This is a genomic window from Desulfoluna butyratoxydans (assembly GCF_900699765.1).
Taxonomy (GTDB): Bacteria; Desulfobacterota; Desulfobacteria; order Desulfobacterales; family Desulfolunaceae; genus Desulfoluna; species Desulfoluna butyratoxydans.
Genome location: NZ_CAADHO010000006.1, coordinates 342,906 through 358,996, shown reverse-complemented (window position 1 = coordinate 358,996; position 16,091 = coordinate 342,906). Strand labels below are relative to the sequence as shown.

At 60.0% G+C, this 16,091-nt stretch carries 18 protein-coding genes; 6 read left to right on the top strand and 12 right to left on the bottom strand.

The features are described from left to right. Positions 1-163 precede the first annotated feature (163 nt). The 3 genes from MSL71_RS17545 to MSL71_RS17535 form a co-directional block, all read right to left on the bottom strand. Positions 164-1,246, bottom strand: a complete 1,083-nt coding sequence (locus MSL71_RS17545) for an FAD:protein FMN transferase (protein WP_180142831.1) — start codon at positions 1,244-1,246, stop codon at positions 164-166. Positions 1,247-1,248: 2 nt separating this feature from the next. After that, positions 1,249-2,226 carry a DHH family phosphoesterase gene (locus tag MSL71_RS17540; protein ID WP_180142829.1) on the bottom strand — a complete coding sequence of 326 codons (978 nt, stop codon included), beginning with the start codon at positions 2,224-2,226 and terminating at the stop codon, positions 1,249-1,251. 89 nt (positions 2,227-2,315) lie between these two features. Beyond that, on the bottom strand, positions 2,316-2,492 hold the full coding sequence (locus tag MSL71_RS17535) for a bacterioferritin-associated ferredoxin (RefSeq protein ID WP_180142827.1): 177 nt from the start codon (positions 2,490-2,492) through the stop codon (positions 2,316-2,318). A gap of 321 nt (positions 2,493-2,813) precedes the next feature. Here MSL71_RS17535 and MSL71_RS17530 point away from each other — a divergent pair, with 321 nt between their 5' ends. After that, positions 2,814-3,464, top strand: coding sequence for a TIGR04282 family arsenosugar biosynthesis glycosyltransferase (locus tag MSL71_RS17530; protein WP_180142825.1), 651 nt, complete (start codon positions 2,814-2,816; stop codon positions 3,462-3,464). Here MSL71_RS17530 and MSL71_RS17525 read toward each other — a convergent pair. The 5 genes from MSL71_RS17525 to MSL71_RS17505 form a co-directional block, all read right to left on the bottom strand. After that, complete coding sequence (locus MSL71_RS17525; protein WP_180142812.1) at positions 3,461-4,186, bottom strand: energy-coupling factor ABC transporter ATP-binding protein; 726 nt, start codon at positions 4,184-4,186, stop codon at positions 3,461-3,463. The genes MSL71_RS17530 and MSL71_RS17525 overlap by 4 nt on opposite strands. Positions 4,187-4,402: 216 nt before the next feature. Beyond that, entirely contained in the window at positions 4,403-5,173 is a 771-nt protein-coding gene (cbiQ, locus tag MSL71_RS17520) for a cobalt ECF transporter T component CbiQ (RefSeq protein WP_180142810.1), read from the bottom strand. Further along, the gene (locus MSL71_RS17515) at positions 5,170-5,721 is read right to left on the bottom strand and encodes a hypothetical protein (protein ID WP_180142808.1); all 552 of its coding nucleotides are present in this window, start codon (positions 5,719-5,721) and stop codon (positions 5,170-5,172) included. Before MSL71_RS17515 ends, cbiQ begins: the two co-directional genes overlap by 4 nt. Then, complete coding sequence (gene cbiM, locus MSL71_RS17510; RefSeq protein ID WP_180142806.1) at positions 5,718-6,350, bottom strand: cobalt transporter CbiM; 633 nt, start codon at positions 6,348-6,350, stop codon at positions 5,718-5,720. Before cbiM ends, MSL71_RS17515 begins: the two co-directional genes overlap by 4 nt. A gap of 51 nt (positions 6,351-6,401) precedes the next feature. After that, the gene (locus MSL71_RS17505) at positions 6,402-7,172 is read right to left on the bottom strand and encodes a DUF4198 domain-containing protein (RefSeq protein ID WP_180142804.1); all 771 of its coding nucleotides are present in this window, start codon (positions 7,170-7,172) and stop codon (positions 6,402-6,404) included. 612 nt (positions 7,173-7,784) lie between these two features. Here MSL71_RS17505 and MSL71_RS17500 point away from each other — a divergent pair. Both MSL71_RS17500 and MSL71_RS17495 read left to right on the top strand, forming a co-directional pair. Continuing rightward, complete coding sequence (locus tag MSL71_RS17500) at positions 7,785-10,352, top strand: response regulator (protein ID WP_180142802.1); 2,568 nt, start codon at positions 7,785-7,787, stop codon at positions 10,350-10,352. Between the two features lie 459 nt (positions 10,353-10,811). Further along, complete coding sequence (locus MSL71_RS17495; protein ID WP_180142800.1) at positions 10,812-11,087, top strand: DUF4405 domain-containing protein; 276 nt, start codon at positions 10,812-10,814, stop codon at positions 11,085-11,087. 48 nt (positions 11,088-11,135) lie between these two features. Here the strand turns inward: MSL71_RS17495 and MSL71_RS17490 are convergent, their stop codons facing one another. Further along, entirely contained in the window at positions 11,136-11,672 is a 537-nt protein-coding gene (locus MSL71_RS17490; protein WP_180142797.1) for a YkgJ family cysteine cluster protein, read from the bottom strand. An 87-nt stretch (positions 11,673-11,759) separates the two neighbouring features. Here MSL71_RS17490 and tsaA point away from each other — a divergent pair, with 87 nt between their 5' ends. Next, positions 11,760-12,233, top strand: coding sequence for a tRNA (N6-threonylcarbamoyladenosine(37)-N6)-methyltransferase TrmO (tsaA, locus tag MSL71_RS17485; RefSeq protein ID WP_180142795.1), 474 nt, complete (start codon positions 11,760-11,762; stop codon positions 12,231-12,233). 36 nt (positions 12,234-12,269) lie between these two features. Here tsaA and MSL71_RS17480 read toward each other — a convergent pair whose 3' ends face one another. Beyond that, positions 12,270-12,716, bottom strand: coding sequence for a heavy-metal-associated domain-containing protein (locus MSL71_RS17480; protein WP_180142793.1), 447 nt, complete (start codon positions 12,714-12,716; stop codon positions 12,270-12,272). 375 nt (positions 12,717-13,091) lie between these two features. Between MSL71_RS17480 and MSL71_RS17475 the strand changes: the two genes are divergently transcribed. Further along, positions 13,092-13,856: a TSUP family transporter gene (locus MSL71_RS17475; RefSeq protein ID WP_180142791.1), complete on the top strand. Its 765-nt coding sequence runs from the start codon at positions 13,092-13,094 to the stop codon at positions 13,854-13,856. 272 nt (positions 13,857-14,128) lie between these two features. Here the strand turns inward: MSL71_RS17475 and MSL71_RS17470 are convergent, their stop codons facing one another. Both MSL71_RS17470 and dapF read right to left on the bottom strand, forming a co-directional pair. Beyond that, the gene (locus MSL71_RS17470) at positions 14,129-14,539 is read right to left on the bottom strand and encodes a hypothetical protein (RefSeq protein WP_180142789.1); all 411 of its coding nucleotides are present in this window, start codon (positions 14,537-14,539) and stop codon (positions 14,129-14,131) included. 96 nt (positions 14,540-14,635) lie between these two features. Continuing rightward, the gene (gene dapF / locus MSL71_RS17465) at positions 14,636-15,484 is read right to left on the bottom strand and encodes a diaminopimelate epimerase (RefSeq protein WP_180142787.1); all 849 of its coding nucleotides are present in this window, start codon (positions 15,482-15,484) and stop codon (positions 14,636-14,638) included. Between the two features lie 295 nt (positions 15,485-15,779). Between dapF and MSL71_RS17460 the strand changes: the two genes are divergently transcribed. Next, positions 15,780-16,073 (top strand): GYD domain-containing protein, encoded by a 294-nt coding sequence (locus tag MSL71_RS17460; RefSeq protein ID WP_180142785.1) that lies wholly within the window; start codon positions 15,780-15,782, stop codon positions 16,071-16,073. Positions 16,074-16,091: the final 18 nt, after the last annotated feature.

The following is a 16,091-nucleotide window of genomic DNA, read 5'->3' as shown; positions in this document are numbered from 1 at the left end:
CAAAACATAAGATAAAATTGGCGATGCTGCATGGCATTGCCGCCGGAGACCCCATGTTTAAATAAGGAGACGGGCTCAATGCCCGGGCCTGCTCAGCCGCCCCGGGCGGGGACAATGAAAGGCCCGGACAGGTTCAGGTAAGCCCAGGACAGGAGAATGCGGGTTAGCGGGACCGCTCCACCCACCCCTTTGAGGCAGACACTTCCAGGGTGCCGTCGGGTTTGCGGACGATGAGCAGGCACTCCACCCCGTCAAGCCGGTCCACCAGAGCGATCCCTTTGGCAGGGCCCATCACCATGAGGGCTGTGGCCAGCCCGTCGGCAAAGACCGTGGAATCGGCCAGGACCGAGGCACTGGTGACGCCGTTTTCCACGGGATACCCTGTGCGGGGGTCAATAACATGGGTCCAGATGCGCCCGCCCACGTTGCGGTAGTTGCGGTAATCTCCGCTGGTGGCAAGGGCCTGGCCCTGTAAAGTCCGCACCTGAAAGAGGTCCCCCACCATGGCTCCCCGACGGGGGGTGTTGATCCCCACGCGCCAGGGTTTTCCGTCCAGGCGATGGCCTTCGCAGTAAACCTCCCCGCCGATCTCCACCAGAAAGTGGGAAATCTTTTTCTCACGCAGCAAAGCGGCCACGGCATCCACCCCGTAGCCCTTGGCAATGGACCCGAAGTCCAGGAAGAGACCATCACGGTCTTTGGCCAGGGCCCCGTCACCTTTGCGTGACACAGCTGTAAAGCCCACACGGGCCAGGGCGCGAGCCACCTCGTCCTCCCGGGGAAAGCGGTCCTCGATTTTGCCCGGCCCGAACCCCCAGAGGGTGACCAGAGGACCCACGGTGGCATCCCAGGCGCCCTCGGTGAGGCTGTGGACCCGGGTCCCCACGGAAAACACGGTGAGAAGATCTTCGGAAACAGGCACGGCCACGCCTTTGCCCGCCCGGTTGAACCGGGAGATCTCGCTGTCCGGATCGTAGACAGACATGCTGCGGTTAAGGGCCTCAAGGCGCCGGGTTACGGCAAGGCTTAAGGCGTCCGCGGACATCTTGCCGGATACCACGGCCTTGATATGGTACGTGGTGCCCATGGTCCGGCCGGAGAGTACCACCTCCTGCTTTGTGTTGAACCCGGTGGTCACCCCGGCGGCCACCACCAGGGCAAACACCCCGAAGGCCACCACAATGGCCCCAAGGACCTTGTTTCTGCTTGTTTTTGTTGACGTGTGTCGCGTGTTGGTTGTGTTCATGGTCACCGTGACTCTATGCGCTTGATGATCCAGCGCTGCATTTTTTCATCATCTTCGCTGACGGCCTCGATCCCGCACTCGGCCACCACCATCTCGGCCCGGGCCATGTCCTTGTGGCCCCCGGCACTGCCATAACATCCGAAGCTCTGCTCGGCCAGGCGCCCGGCGTTTTTCCTCACCCCGTCGTTGCGGAAAATCACCACCAGCTTTTTGCCGTAGATCCCGGAGACAATGCTCCAGCTCACGGCATCCACCTTCATGAAAAAATCGGCGATGAGGACCAGCACATCGGGCGTGGGCACCGTGCCCACATGGGAATACATCCGCCCTCGCCTGATGTGCCTGTTTTTGAGGGCCCGCTGAAAGTACTTGAGGAAGCTGGGCTTGAGCTCCGCCTGTTCCACCTTCTGGAGCATGTGCACGTTGCAGAGGCGGTAGAGGTATTGAAAGGCCCTCACATCTTCCACCAGGGTCTGGCGCTGAAAGTTGTTGGTGTCGGTCTTGATGGCGTAGAAGAGGCCGGTGGCAAGACGCACCGACGGCTTGATGTGGGCCCCTCGGAGGTACTCGGTCATCATGGAGGCCGTGGCCCCGTAATCGGGGCGGATATCCGTGTACCCGTCCCGCCGCCCTCCGTCGGGGTGGTGGTCGATGACCACGTCGAAGTTGATTTTTTCAAACACTTCCGAGTGGTGGGGCTGGGAATCCACCAGCACGAACCGGTTGAACCCCTGCATGAGCGCGTGGGAACACGGCTTGATGTCGGCCTTCATGTAACGCACCAGGGCCAGGTTGTCGGGCCGCTTGATGACGTTGATGGAGGCAATGACCACATGGCTCACCCGCCGCCACAAAAGGCGCTTGAAAGCCACGGCACTGGCAATGGCATCGGGATCGGCATTGATAAGGATCAACACCTGATCGTCCCGGTTAAACCGGGAGTAAATACCTGCCAGCTTCTCTTTTATTTTTACGCTCATGAATCACGTTCCAGGTATCAGGTGTCTGTTTTTTTCAGGGTTGACCTCAAGGTTTCCGCTTTCACCGCCCGGCGAACATCGCCGACGCATCAGCGTTTCTCCGGATGGGTCTCGACACAACGGCAGTCACCTGAAAGCTTGGCCTGGGTGATTTTCGTCAGCAGCGTGGAGGTTCCATGGCGCGCAAGGTCATCGGCAATATCCCCGCGGGTCAATCCGAAACAATGGCACAGGACCTCGTGTTCATCGATAGGTTTCATAACCATTTATTATGAAGCCCCTGACTCGCCAAAAGCAAGGAGAAAGGTGGTTCCCCCAGGCGGCAACCCTTACGAACCGTTGCCTCCGGCGGTCCTGCCGGTGGCCAAAGGCTTGCCTGATTTTATGGTTTGGGTTTAACCAACAGGTCTCAAAAGATATGTCGCCTCATTAGAACGTCTTGGTTTATCGAGCAATTTGGATGTAACGGTCAAATTGTCATTCACGGTTTTCTGCTCATTCGTCTCCCCCTTCGGGCAAACCGAGGGCACTCGGCCCGTGATATATCCGGGCAAGGATGATACCGTGGAAAGTTGAAAGGAGATCCCATGCCCCTGATCATTCTCTTTGTCAAAGCCCCGGAACTCGGCAAGGTCAAAACCCGTCTGGCGACCCGTCTGGGCCATGCCACGGCCCTTGCCCTCTACCGACGCTTTGTGGAAACCACCCTTGAGCGCCTGGCCCCTTTAGGGCCCATCCGCATTGCCTACACCCCGAAAAGCAAAAAACCCCTCATGGAAGACTGGTTTCCAGGGCACCCCGACATGCGCCCCCAGCGGGGGGCCGACCTGGGGGAACGCATGAAAAACGCCCTCACCGAGGCCTTTGACGACGGACATCACCGGGCCGTCATCATCGGCGGAGACATCCCGGACCTGCCCACGAACCGTATCCGCGAAGCGTTTCATGCCCTTGAGGGCCATCAGATGGTGCTGGTGCCGGTATCAGATGGAGGGTACTGCCTGGTGGGGGCGCGCAAGGAAACCCTTCTTGCGCCTGTCTTCGACACGATGAGATGGAGTTGCGATACGGTGACGGCAGAGACGCTCAAACGGGCTGAGGCCCACGGCATCTCTCTGAAACGCCTTGACGGATGGCACGACATCGACACGGCCGATGATTTCCTGGCCTTTGTCCGGCGCCATGAAGAGACGGACGGGGTGCCCGCGCTCTACCGGGACGCCGTGCGCCTGCTTTAATGATGGTGGTGGGGCCTGTCCCCGTGGCGATGGACATGGGCGTGGCGATGCAGGTGGAGGCCTTCGTCCGTGACGACCTTGCCCCTCACCAGGCTGCACAAAGAGTCGGTCACCTGCTCCAGGAAATCAAAATCGTGGGAGATCACCACCCGGGCCACCTTGGAGGCCTGAAGAACGGCCACCAGCCGCGCGAAGGTGTCACGGTCCAGGCCCGTGGTGGGCTCATCCAGAAGAAGCAGATCAGGGTCCATGGCCAGCACCGTGGCAAGGGCCACCATGCGCTTCTCTCCGCCGGAGAGCCGAAAGGTGATGCGCTCTTCGTAACCGGAAAGCCCCAGCTCCGAAAGAACGCCCCTGGCCTTGTCCAAGGCTTCATGCCGCCCCAGGCCCAGGTTCATGGGGCCAAAGGCCACGTCCTCCAGCACCGTGGGGCTGAACAGCTGATCGTCGGCATCCTGGAACAACAGCCCCACCCGCCGCCTGACCTCCTTGAACCCCTTTTCGCCGGAAACCTCCCGCCCAAAGGCCGTGATCACCCCGGCCTCGGGTTTCAGCAGCCCCATCATCAGGTGGAACAAGGTGGTCTTTCCGCTGCCGTTGGGCGCGATGAGCCCGATGCTGGCCCCTTTGTCCACGGCAAAGTCCAGCCCGTTGATCACCGGTTCCCGGTCTCCGGGATACCGGTAGGTCAATCCTGAAAGATGCATCAACTGCTCAGCCATCGCATACCGCCTTCCTGTATTTGAATAATGGACAGGATAAAAATAAAACCGAACGATTCAGATCAAACATGCCTCCGGCGGCCCTGCCGGGGGCCAAACGTTTAGCCTGATTTATAAAACCGGGTTTGACAAACAGGTCTTAAGCTAGCCTTTCCAGGCTCCGCCGAAATAATGTCCACTTTTTCACATTAGAAACGTTTTTTGCGAAGTTTTTTTTCAAAAGGCCCCCCACCGGACGGCCACGTCAAGTCCCACAAGGGCCGCCACGCAACCTGCCATGCAGGCGGCCTGGGGAAGACACCCGGCCAGCCCCCGGGAACGTCGTGCCGCAGGCAGGCTGAACCGGCCGTCAAAGCCCCTCAATACCATGGCGCTGTACACCCGTTTTGCCCGCAGGTGGGAGCGGACCAGAAGCATGGCGGCCATGTGGGCAAAGGTCCTGTAGCTGTGCAGGGAGGTGTCGGGTTGAAACCCGCGCATGCGGGCTGCGTTCCTCAGCTTGCGGTACTCCCGCTCGATGACGGCGATGTACCGGGCGCTCATGACGATGAGAAAAGCCAGCTTCACGGGCATGCCCAGGGCATTTAAGGCATGGCCCAGGTCAAAGGTGTGCATGGTGGAGACCAGGGCCATAAGGATCAGGAGGATGGAAAAAGACTTCAGGGAGATCAAAAAGGCAAGGTCCAATCCGTCCCCTTTGACGGTCAAAGGGCCCAGGGCTTTAAGCACCGGGCCCTCTCCGGTAAAGGGAAGGACAAGCCAGAGAATCAGCAGAAACAGGCACAGGGGCAAAAGCCTCCTGGCAACCGACCCAAGGGGCAACCGCGCCAGCAGGACAAAGCAGCTTCCCAGCCCCAGGGCGGCCACGGGCACCGCAGGGCTCGCGGCAAGGGCCGTGACCAACGAAAGGGCAAAGGCCGCCGCCACCCGCACGGTGGGGGCTATCTGATGGATGGGGGAGTCGATGTCCGCAAAGGCTTCGTTCATGTGCTCCCCTTTCGGCTTCGGACCCAGGCAGCCATGCCCAGAAGGCCCACGATGTAGCCGAGCCCTCCGATGACGTCCCGAACCCGCGTCTCCTCCTGCTGCCGGTGCAGGGCCTTGGCCACGGCAGTGTCCACCACCTGCGCCAGGCGCTCCCAGTCCCGGTCCGCAAAACCCGGCTCCACGGGATGGACCTGCGGGGCGGGCTCACCGGTCACTCCGGCCGGGGCCTCAACCGCGCCGGACGGCTCCAGATCCCAGCTGTTCTTGTGGCCCATGCCGGCGTCCACCTCCACGGTGAGGGCACCGGGCTCGGGGCGGGGAAAGGTCAGCTCCCCCTTGTCGTTCGTTTCCCCGGTGAACACCACGGTACCCCCGGCGTTGTAGACCCGGATCACCCCGTGTTTCACGGGGCGCTTACCGGCAAAGGTGCTTTCGGTGTAAATCTCCCCCCCTTCGTCGAGGGCAAAGATGTTGATGCGATGGGCCAGGGCCGGGGAGGCCGCCAGAAGGAGAACACTTAAAACAAGGAGACATCGCAGGGGGTTCATCGCCCCTCCTTTCGCCCGTCCGAAGGCGACATGAGCCCTCCGAGCAGTTCAGGGTAGACCCGCAGGAGAAACGAGACCACAAAAGCGGTGAAAAGCCCTTCCACCACCATCACAGGGGCGTTGCCCACCACCGACGCCCAGGCGATCACCGTAAAATTTTCCCCGGTGAACACCAGGGAGGCGGCCAGAAGAAGGGAAGAGAATAGGACGGCGAGAAACCCGCACCCGAAGGAAGCGGCCAGGCCCACACGCCCCGAACGGGACACCAGGGGCCCGAGGATCAGATAAACGGCCACGGCAGGGGCTGCCATCACCACGGTGTTCACCCCCAGGGTGGTGAGCCCCCCGTACTGGAAGAGAAGGGCCTGCAGGAGCAGGCCCGTAAAAATGGCGGGAAAAGCTGACCAGCCCAGGACCAGGCCCACCAGCCCGTTCAGGACAAGGTGGACACTGGCCGGACCGATGTTCAGGTGGATAAGGGACGCCACGAAAAACGCGGAGGTCACCAGCGCGGCGCTGACGGTCCCCTCCCCGTCCATCCGTTTCAGCCCGTAGGCCACACCGCCCGCGGCAACGGCCGCTCCGGCCAGAAGAACCGGAGCGGACAACACCCCTTCGGAAATATGCATCACTGAATTCCTTGGTCAATCACATGTTTCTCTGGTGCCCGGTGCCCCGGATCACCCCTGCCACTTGGAAAACTCCACCCAGAGGACGGCACCAAGCTCCACGCCCTTTTTCTCCCCTTCGGCCTCCAGCTGGTAATCCGCCTCGTTGAGGGCGGAAAATCCCCACCACCCCTCGTTCGGCACGGTAAAGGAGAACACGCCGTTGGCATCGGCCTTGACCACCTGGGTCACCAGGTACTCGTTTGCGGCCTTGGCCTTGCCGTCCCGGTTGTAGAACTCCACCTCCACCTCGGCCCAGGGCACGGCCTTGCCGTCGAGCTTGACCACTCCCTGGAAGAGATTGCCGGCATACAGGCCAAAGGGCCGGGTCAGGGGAACGATCTCTGTTTTCAGGCCCAGCTCGTCATCCCAGCCCTCTTCGCTGCCGTAAGCCGGCACAATGGTCTTGGTGTAGTGGATGATGAAAAGATCTTCGGCGGGCTCCCAGTAGGGCTTCGGTGTCATGACAAAAGTATAGACCCCGGGCCGCTTGACGGCAAACGAGGATGCCCAGGAAGGCTTCCCCATGACCTCAGAAGGGGCCAGGGTTCCGGTGAGGTCCCGCTTCTTTCCGTCCACAACCACGGAAAACTCCGCTGGTTTTTCAAGGGGCATGCCCACCCCTTCAAAGGGGTGCGAAAACGAAAGGGAGAGGCCCAGCTCTTTTCCGGTTTGCCGGGATACAACGGATGTGTCAGGGATTACCATGCCGAAATGGGCAAGGGCGGACAAGGGAAGGGAGACCACAAGGGCCAGGGCAACGACTGCTGCGAAGCGTTTCATTTGGATTCCTCCATAGTTCGAAAAAGCAAAAAGCCACATAAACGTAAACCGCATGACATCACCGCAAAAAACGACACCGGCCTGGACCTATGGTTGGTCCGGGAGACGTTTTTTACGAACGCATCATCTCACGTGAAAGCCTTCGTGGCTGTTTACCTTCGTGGAGCGCCCATTCATGACAACTTCAGAACAACGACATTCGCAACAGACTTCGTGTCTGCCATTATTTAACACAGATAGCGTGAAGGAATTGCTCTTGTCAAATCCAAAGTGAAAAACAAAATCCCTTGCCTTTCGAGGCCCCAGGGCCTTTCGCCGTGCTCATCCATGGGCTGTCCGGCCGCGATGCATCACCTATAACCTGCTGAAATCCCAATTGACACGTCCACCGCCCATTCGGTATATTTGTTTAAAGCAGCCTCACATTTCAAAGAGATACCCACACCGACAAAGCCGTCGCTTTCAAGCACCCCTCTCCCGAAGACAGGTGCCCCATCACCAGACGCGAAACGCCATTTTTCCCCAGACGTCAACAGAGACTCACCGTCGGAGAATTTCCCATGGTCCCTGCCGGACCATTGCCTTTGCACTGACCATGCAATGGAGACCATCATGACCTCAACCCATAGCACCCCCCGGGGCCCCATCCTTGTCGTTGACGGAGATGCCTCGGTGATCAACACTTACGCCCCATACCTGGAAACATGCGGCTATGAAGTAATGACGGCCAGGGATGGTTTTGCCGCCACCCAGCTCATCGCCGTTCACCCGCCGGAGCTCATCATCTCTGAGCTGCGCACCCCCGCCATGGACGGGCACTCGTTCTTTCGGCACCTCCAGCGGAGGTGGCCGGAGATCCCCGTCATCGTCACCTCCACCACCTGCGAACCCACCGAGGTGGTGGCGTGTCTGCGAAAAGGGGCCAGCGATTTCCTCATCAAGCCCTTGAAAACCATGGACATGCTCTCCCTGTCCGTGACACGTACCCTTCGGGAAGTAAAACTCCGGCAACAGAACCAGAGATACAAAGAACTTCTCGAACAGCGCATCTCCCGCAACGCCGAGGAGCTAAGGAGCACCAACCGCTACCTCACCGAACTCAACCGACGCCTCACCGAGGTGGTTGACTCCTCCCGAAGGCTCTCCACCTGCGTCACCATCGAGAGCTTCGGCACCCGACTGCTCGAAGAGTTCAGCCACCACCTGGACGCATCGGGCGGAAGCCTCTATATCGCCGGTCAGGAAGGCCTGCGCCTCGTCCACTGCCTGGACGGGGGCCACGCCCCGGGGCTCATCTCCTACCCGGTGGCCAAAAGCTCACCCTTCGGCTACGCCCTGTACCGGAAAGAGCCTGTCCTCATCGGGGACATCCGCAACGAAGGGGCTCTGCGCCCCAGTGGATACGGAGGGTATCACAACGGCTCCTTTGTCATCTTCCCCCTGCAAAATCAGGAGGGCAAGCCCTTTGGGCTCGTCTCCCTCCACGGCAAAAAAAGCCCCCCCTTTGTCAATCAGGATCGCGAGGTGGGAGGTCTCCTGGCCTCGTACAGCTCCGAAACCCTGCGGGCCGTCCGGGCCATGGAGGCCCTGTCCAAAAGCGAAGAGAAGTACAGGCTCGCCGCCCTCACCGCCAGCGACCTCATCAGCGAATGGAGCCCGGCCACCGACGACCTTGTCTGGTTCGGCAACATCGACGCCGTCATCGGCTCGGAACCGGAAACCCGGCCCACCACCATGGAGGCCTGGCTCGCCCTGATCCACCCAGACGACAGGCAGCGCATTGCCGAAACCTATCGAGGCAACACCCACTGTGCCACAGCCGCACCCATGGACTATCGGGTCCGGCACCTCTCCCACGGCTGGCGCCACTTCCGCGAACGCACCACCACCATCAAAGCCAAGGGGGGGGCCACCAAAATCCTGCGCGCCTGCAACGACATCACCAGGGAAAAAAGCGCCGAAGAGGAGCGCATCATCTTCGAGCTGAAAATGCAGCATGCCCAGAAGCTCGAAAGCCTGGGCATCATCGCTGGGGGCATTGCCCACGACTTCAACAACATCCTCATGGCGGTCCTCGGCCACGCCGACATTGCCTTAGAGGAGGTGGCGGGCAACCCCGGTCCCCAGAAAGCCCTCAACAACATCGTCACCGCAGGGAAACGGGCCACGGAACTGGCCCGACAGCTCCTTGTCTACTCGGGAAAGGGAAAGCTGGAGACCAGCATCGTCGACATCAACACCCTGGTAACCGACATGATGAGCCTCATCGAGGTGTCGATCTCCAAGAAAGTGCGCATCCTCTTTCACCCGGGCCGCCACACCCCCAACGTGGAGGGTAACCTCAGCCAGCTGCGCCAGGTGATCCTCAACCTTCTCACCAACGCCTCCCAGGCCATCGGCAACGCCAGCGGCCAGATCAACATCCGCACAGGCAAAGTCTTCTGCACCCGAAGCGACCTCAACGCCTGTTCCATGCCCGTGCGACCCGGCGTGGACGCCCCCCTGCCCGAGGCCACCTACACCTTCATCGACATCGAAGACACCGGCTGCGGCATGGACGAAACCACCCGGGACAAACTCTTCGACCCCTTTTACACCACCAAAAAGACCGGCACGGGCCTGGGCATGGCTGCGGTTCTGGGCATCATCCGGCAATTGCGGGGCACCATGACCGTGGACAGCACCCCGGGTGTGGGCACCCGCGTCCGCGTGCTCCTGCCTGCGTCCCTTGCCGCCGTTGAGCACCGGAAGCAGCCCAAAGCGCCCCCGTTGGAAAAACCCATCCAGCAACAGGGCGGCCTGGTCCTCATCGCCGACGATGAGGAACCCGTGAGGAAGATCTCCCAGCGCATGGTGGAAAAGCTGGGGTTTTCCGTTATCTCGGCCAGGGACGGCAGGGAGGCGGTCGCCCTGTACAAGGCCCACCGGCAGGAGATCCGCTGCGTCATCCTCGACATGACCATGCCGGGGCTAAGCGGCAGCGAAGCTTTGGACCAGATCCGGCAGGTCGACCCCACGGCCAGGGCCATCATCGCCAGCGGCTACGGGTCGGCACCGTCCCAATCGGCCCGGGCCGAAGACGACACCTGCGCCTACCTCCAGAAGCCCTACCAGATTAACGAACTGAAGCAGGTCCTCCGTGAAATGCTCAACGGAAGCGGCCTGCAGCCCCAGCCATAACGGGACAGCAGCATATGCCCCGGGCCATGCTTTTTTCAATGACACCTGCGTTCCCTGCCGTCCCCACGAAGTCCCTGTAACCCCGTCCCGAACAGGGCAAACGCATTCAGGGCCATGCCAAGAATAAATGACACATGACGGGATCATCCCCTAAGTCCTCAGCATGATTTTTTGATCGTTGCTTCGACACATAACGAATTTAAGGCGGAGTATCGTTATGTATTATTATTTTAGGGCATAGCCCTCAGATCTGGCCTCCGGCAGCCCTGCCGGGGGCCAAACTTTTGAAACCTTGGACAAACAGGTTTCTTTTTTTTCGGGCGCGTCGCAACCCTCCCTATTCCTCTCATTTGATCGTCTATCCCGGACCGAACATTTGATTTTTTCGAGCCCCGGGCGTATATCTAGCGGACAGGTACAGGAAAACTGCGTTTATTCAAGCAAAGGAGTAAATAAGGTATGCAACGCCCGAAAAAAATGTGGGGGGTCAACGTGGCCCTGTTTGTACTGGGAGGCTTCCTTGCGGTGACAGGATTGATCAATGCGTGGATTCTTCCCCACGGCTATGAGGCCAAGGGAAGCGTGCTGGTGGACATCCGCCACGCCCTGACCGGTTTCCACGAATGGGCAGGCATCCTGTTCATTGTTGCCGTGGCAATCCACCTGGTTCTCCACGGCACGTACATCCGCAAAAACATGGCCGCCTTCGGATGGTTTGGCTGGATGAAAAAGTAGCTGTTGATGGAGGGTACCGGCCTTCGCCCCTGTCTCGCAACCTTGGCCTCAGGCCAATTCCAGAAACAGGGTGTCGGCAATGGAGAGCCGCTCAAAGGGGGGCTCTCCCTCAAAAAGCGCCTGGCAGAACATGGCATTGACGGCGGCCAGCGTCTGGTTCATGGGGTCCAGGTCGATCATGACCTCCCCTGAAAGGGAAGAGAGCCCCTGAAAGTTCTCCGGGCAGAAGTCGACCCTCCGGTTCCCCTCGCCGTCGTCAAAGAGGATGGGAAGGCCATGGGTCCGGCAAATCAAGGGCCGGTTCCCGTACAGAAGGCAGGCTCCGTCCCCGTCCAAAAGGGGGCAGGGCCCTTCATCGCTGCTTTCGGCGGCCCGGGCCAGGGCTGAAGCCTTCTGTGCCTCGGAGAGGGTGTCAAAAGCCAGGCGAAGGCTGACGGCCTCCACGGGAAAAAGAGATATATTCAGGCAACAGGCGCTGCACCCCTTGCGGCAGGCCATGTGGCCCGAAAGCGCGGCTTCGATCTCGCCGCACCGGGCGCTCACCCGCGCAAGAAGTGTCCTGTAGTTTTCAAACAATGCGTCCATGGGTCTCTCAATACCTATTAGGGGGTGTTAAAAAGAGTCTATGTAGTGCATTTACCCCCGCCAGACAAGGAAAGGAGAGACGTAACCATGGAAATATCACCCATCGGAACCCTGCATACACCCCACACGGAACTTGCATCCATGCCCATCCAGCCCAAAGGCGCCAAAGAGGTGCAGGGCCGCGCCGTCCTCCTTCCGGAATACGCCGAGGGCCTGGCCGACCTGGAGGGCTTCAGCCACATCTACCTGATCTATCACTTCCACAAGGCCACACGCACCGAACTCACCGTGGTTCCTTTCATGGACACCCGCCCCCGGGGGGTCTTCTCCACCCGTTCCCCCTTGCGCCCCACCCACCTCGGCCTCTCCATCGTCCGCGTCACCCGGGTTGAGGGAGCCACCGTGCACTTCACCGGGGCCGACATGCTTGACGGCACACCGCTCATGGACATCAAGCCCTACATCCGAAATTTCGATCATGTTGAGGAAAGCACATCGGGGTGGATGACCGCAGACGAAAAAACAGTGTCCGACAAGCGGTCCGACGACCGGTTTGTGTAACATCAAGGGACACGTTTTTTGAGGCACACTCTGTGGTCAGCGGGCCCACCACCCCTTAAGTTTCATGTACAGGGCCCTCCAGCTCTCCCCGGAACCGCCGCAGGCAGGCCGACTCATCGCTGTACAGCAACTTCCTTCAATCTTACGGACGGGCTCCCCGGTCACCGCGGTCATCTCTTCGGGGGTGGCCTCCACGGTTTCCGTGAGACGGGCCGGGTAGCCGCTCCGGGTGATGGCCCGGCCCACGGCCTCGGGGGAGGTTCCGGCGTCATGCATCACCACCACCACACCCCCGGAATAATCCCCGGTCACACGGGCCTTTTCCGCCACGTGGGCCACCCCGGTTGAAATGACGGAAAGACAGTCACCGCACGTCATCCGCTCTACGGCGTATGTTGATTTTTTTCCTGCACCCTGCGCCCAGGACAGCACCGACACAGCGCTCACAAAGAGCACCACAAGGACAAGTGTCACCCATCGCATCTTCCCTCCTTTGCGCATTGCACGCTCACCGTGAGTTTTTTTAAAGTTAGGTGCGCATCGGTTCCTTCTGCATGTGAATCTTTCATAAATCATGCCGACAAGACGAAGAATCGCCCCCTGCTGAGCCAAGGGCGTCCATAAAAAAGGGAGGGGTCCCAAGGGGCACAGGGCTGGCGAATACTCTGCACCCGCCTGAAGACTATTGGTAAGCCCCGGGGTCACATTCCCGGTTGATTTTACGGGTAACAATGATACGAAAGGCGTGTCTGTCGGCTCCGGGAAAAAACGGATCACGGAGACTTCGAGATACCACAGGTTGAGCTGCCCGTATCAGGCCAGGCTCTTCCCCAACCATCCACCATCGCTGGGAGCCCCATGGATTTTGCCCTTACCCCCGTCATCGCCCTTTGTCTTTTCGCCACCGGAACCGCCGCAGGATTTGTGGATTCCATTGCCGGTGGAGGCGGCCTTGTGGCCCTTCCCATGCTGCTCTCCGTCGGTGTGCCGCCCCAGCTGGCCCTGGGCACCAACAAGCTTCAAGGCTCCTTCGGCACCTTTTCAGCCGCCCTCACCTATATCCAGAAAGGCGAGGTAAACCTGAAAGAGGCTGCCCTGGGCATCGCCGCCACCCTCACGGGCGCCGCCACCGGTGCCTGGACCATCCAGCACATGGAGGCAGGGTTCCTCAAAGGGCTCATCCCGATTCTGCTCCTGGCGGTGCTGGCCTACACCCTGCTCTCCCCCGATTTCGGGGACGCCCAGCGCAAGCCCAAGCTCCCCGCCCCGTTCTTCTACACCCTCTGCGGCCTGCTCCTGGGCTTTTACGACGGCTTCTTCGGCCCCGGCACGGGATCCTTCTGGACCACAGGGATGGTGCTGTTCATGGGCTTTTCCATGACCCGGGCCGCAGGCTACACCCGCGTCATGAACTTCACGAGCAACGTCGTGGCCCTCTGCGTCTTCATCGCCCTGGGCAACGTCGTCTGGACCGCAGGGCTCATCATGGCCGCAGGCCAGATCATCGGCGCGCGTACCGGCTCCGCCCTGGCCATCAAAAAAGGGGCCAGGCTCATCAAGCCCATCTTTGTCACCGTGGTCTTTCTCACCACGGCCAGGCTCATCTATCAAACGTACGCGTAGTGACGCCCCCCGTTTGACGGCGCAAAAACGTGACTAAGCCATTGCCTCCGGCGGCCCTGCCGGGGGCCAAACATTTAAAAAGTTTGACAAACAGGCCTTACGAACGCCTTGGCCCCACCGAAAGTTACCGGCTGCCGGACTGTTTTGAGCGCACCGGAGGCAAAGCGGAGTCGTGACGCAAAGACAAAAAAAAACCCCGGCCTCTCCGAGAGACCGGGGCGTAAACATGACAGGGGAAGAAGCCTCCCGTTGCACAATGAATGCAAGGGGCCTTAAGAATCCAGCTCGCGTTTGAATTTTTCTGCGATGTCGTCGAACAGGTCTTTTTCTTTCTTCTTCTGCTCTTCCTGGATGGCCTTGACCTTCTGCTCGTAGATCCCGGCGGTCTTCTCCTTAAATTTTTTCAGCTCCTCTTCCATGCGGTTCTCCCGCACTTTCTTAGGAAGAGCTTCCACGGCAAGATGATCCTCCACCACAATGCAGGTGGTCTGAAAAGGGCCCTCCACCAGGGCAATAATGCCCTTGTCCGAAAGCTCCGTGCACACCCGGGAGACCCAGTCCGTGGTCATGCCGAGGATCTCGGCCACCTCTTTAAAAGAGGGGGACGTTTTTTTCGTAAACTCATGGACCCGAACGGCAGCCACCAGGGCCTGAGCCTCGTCATAAGGGGTCAACCGACTCATCACGCACCTCCCACCCGGTGGTCGCCTCCTTGGAAGCACCGGGGCAATCAAGGGCTCGGCACACGCCATTCCGGCCTTCCAAGCCCATTGTCCACATCACAGGCGAACGCGCCCTTCATACACCAGCCTGGCCGGACCGGTCTTTAAAATATGGTTGTCGGCCTCGTTCCAGGCAATGGCCAGATCGCCGCCCTTGAGCCCCACGGTCACCTCGCGGCCCGTCAGGCCCAGAAGGTGGGTTGCCACGGCCGTGGCACAGGCGCCGGTTCCGCAGGCCAGGGTCTCTCCAGCCCCACGCTCCCAGACACGCATCTTCACCTCGGAAGGCGACACCACCTCCACGAACTCCACGTTGGTCTTTTCAGGGAACAATGGGTGGACCTCAAGGGAAGGGCCGAACTCTGTGGGTTCGTCTCCGGTGAGGCGGCCCACCACAATGACGGCATGGGGATTGCCCATGGAGACGGCTGTCACGGCGTACTCTCGGCCGTCGGCGGTGACGGGAACGGACACGGCCCGATCGCCGTCCACATCAAAGGGAATCTTTGGCGGGAAGAGAATGGGCTCGCCCATATCCACGCACACCCGGGTCACGCCGTTTTGCGTTGCCTCGATGATCTCGGGGACAATGGTCCCGGCCTTGGTCTCCACGGTGAAGCGGGTCCCGGAAAGGAGCCCCCTGTCGTTGACAAAGGCGGCAAAGCAGCGCATCCCGTTGCCGCACATCTCCGCCTCGGACCCGTCGGAGTTGAAGATACGAAACCCGATGTCGCAGGTCTCCGAGGGAAGGGCCATAATAATGCCGTCGGCCCCCACGCCGAACCGCCGGTCGCAGAGCTTTCGTGCAAGCTCAGGGTACCCCATGGCGCCCAGGGCCCCGTCCATGTCGTCCAGCAGGACAAAGTCGTTTCCAATACCTTCCATTTTCGCAAACTCGAGAACCATGATACCCTCCGGGGTCGATAAAATGTTGTGATCCCATTTTCATACCGAATACGCATGTATCACACAATATGTTTGGCGGCCTAACAATAAAAACCCGCCCGAAAAGAAGACGCATAACGTCAGTTAATCAGGAACACGGCGTTTGACACAAATCCTTGTTCAAAGGTATAGTTAACCACAGACTACCCACCACACACCACACGACATAACCGCACCACATCACCCCCGTCAGGCATGTCCCCCCGCACCGCCTGTCGGACAACCCAACCATCAACGTCGAAACGGAGGTGAGCCGATGAAAACCTTTATCATCCTGACGGAATTGACCGAAGAGGGCAAAAAGGCCATCCAGAATGACCCGGCCGGCATGAAGCTCTCGGCCCAGGCCATTGAAAACCGTGGCGGCATCCTCGTGGACCAGTTTGCCCTGCTGGGGCCCTGGGACTTTCTTACCATCATCAAGGCCAAGGACGAAAAATCCATCTTCCGCATCACCACGGAGCTTGACGCCCTGGGCACCGTCAAAACCATGACCCTTCCGGCCATGCCCATCGAGGAGTTCATCGACGACATCATCACCTCCATGTGACCCCTTTCCCCCCTGATT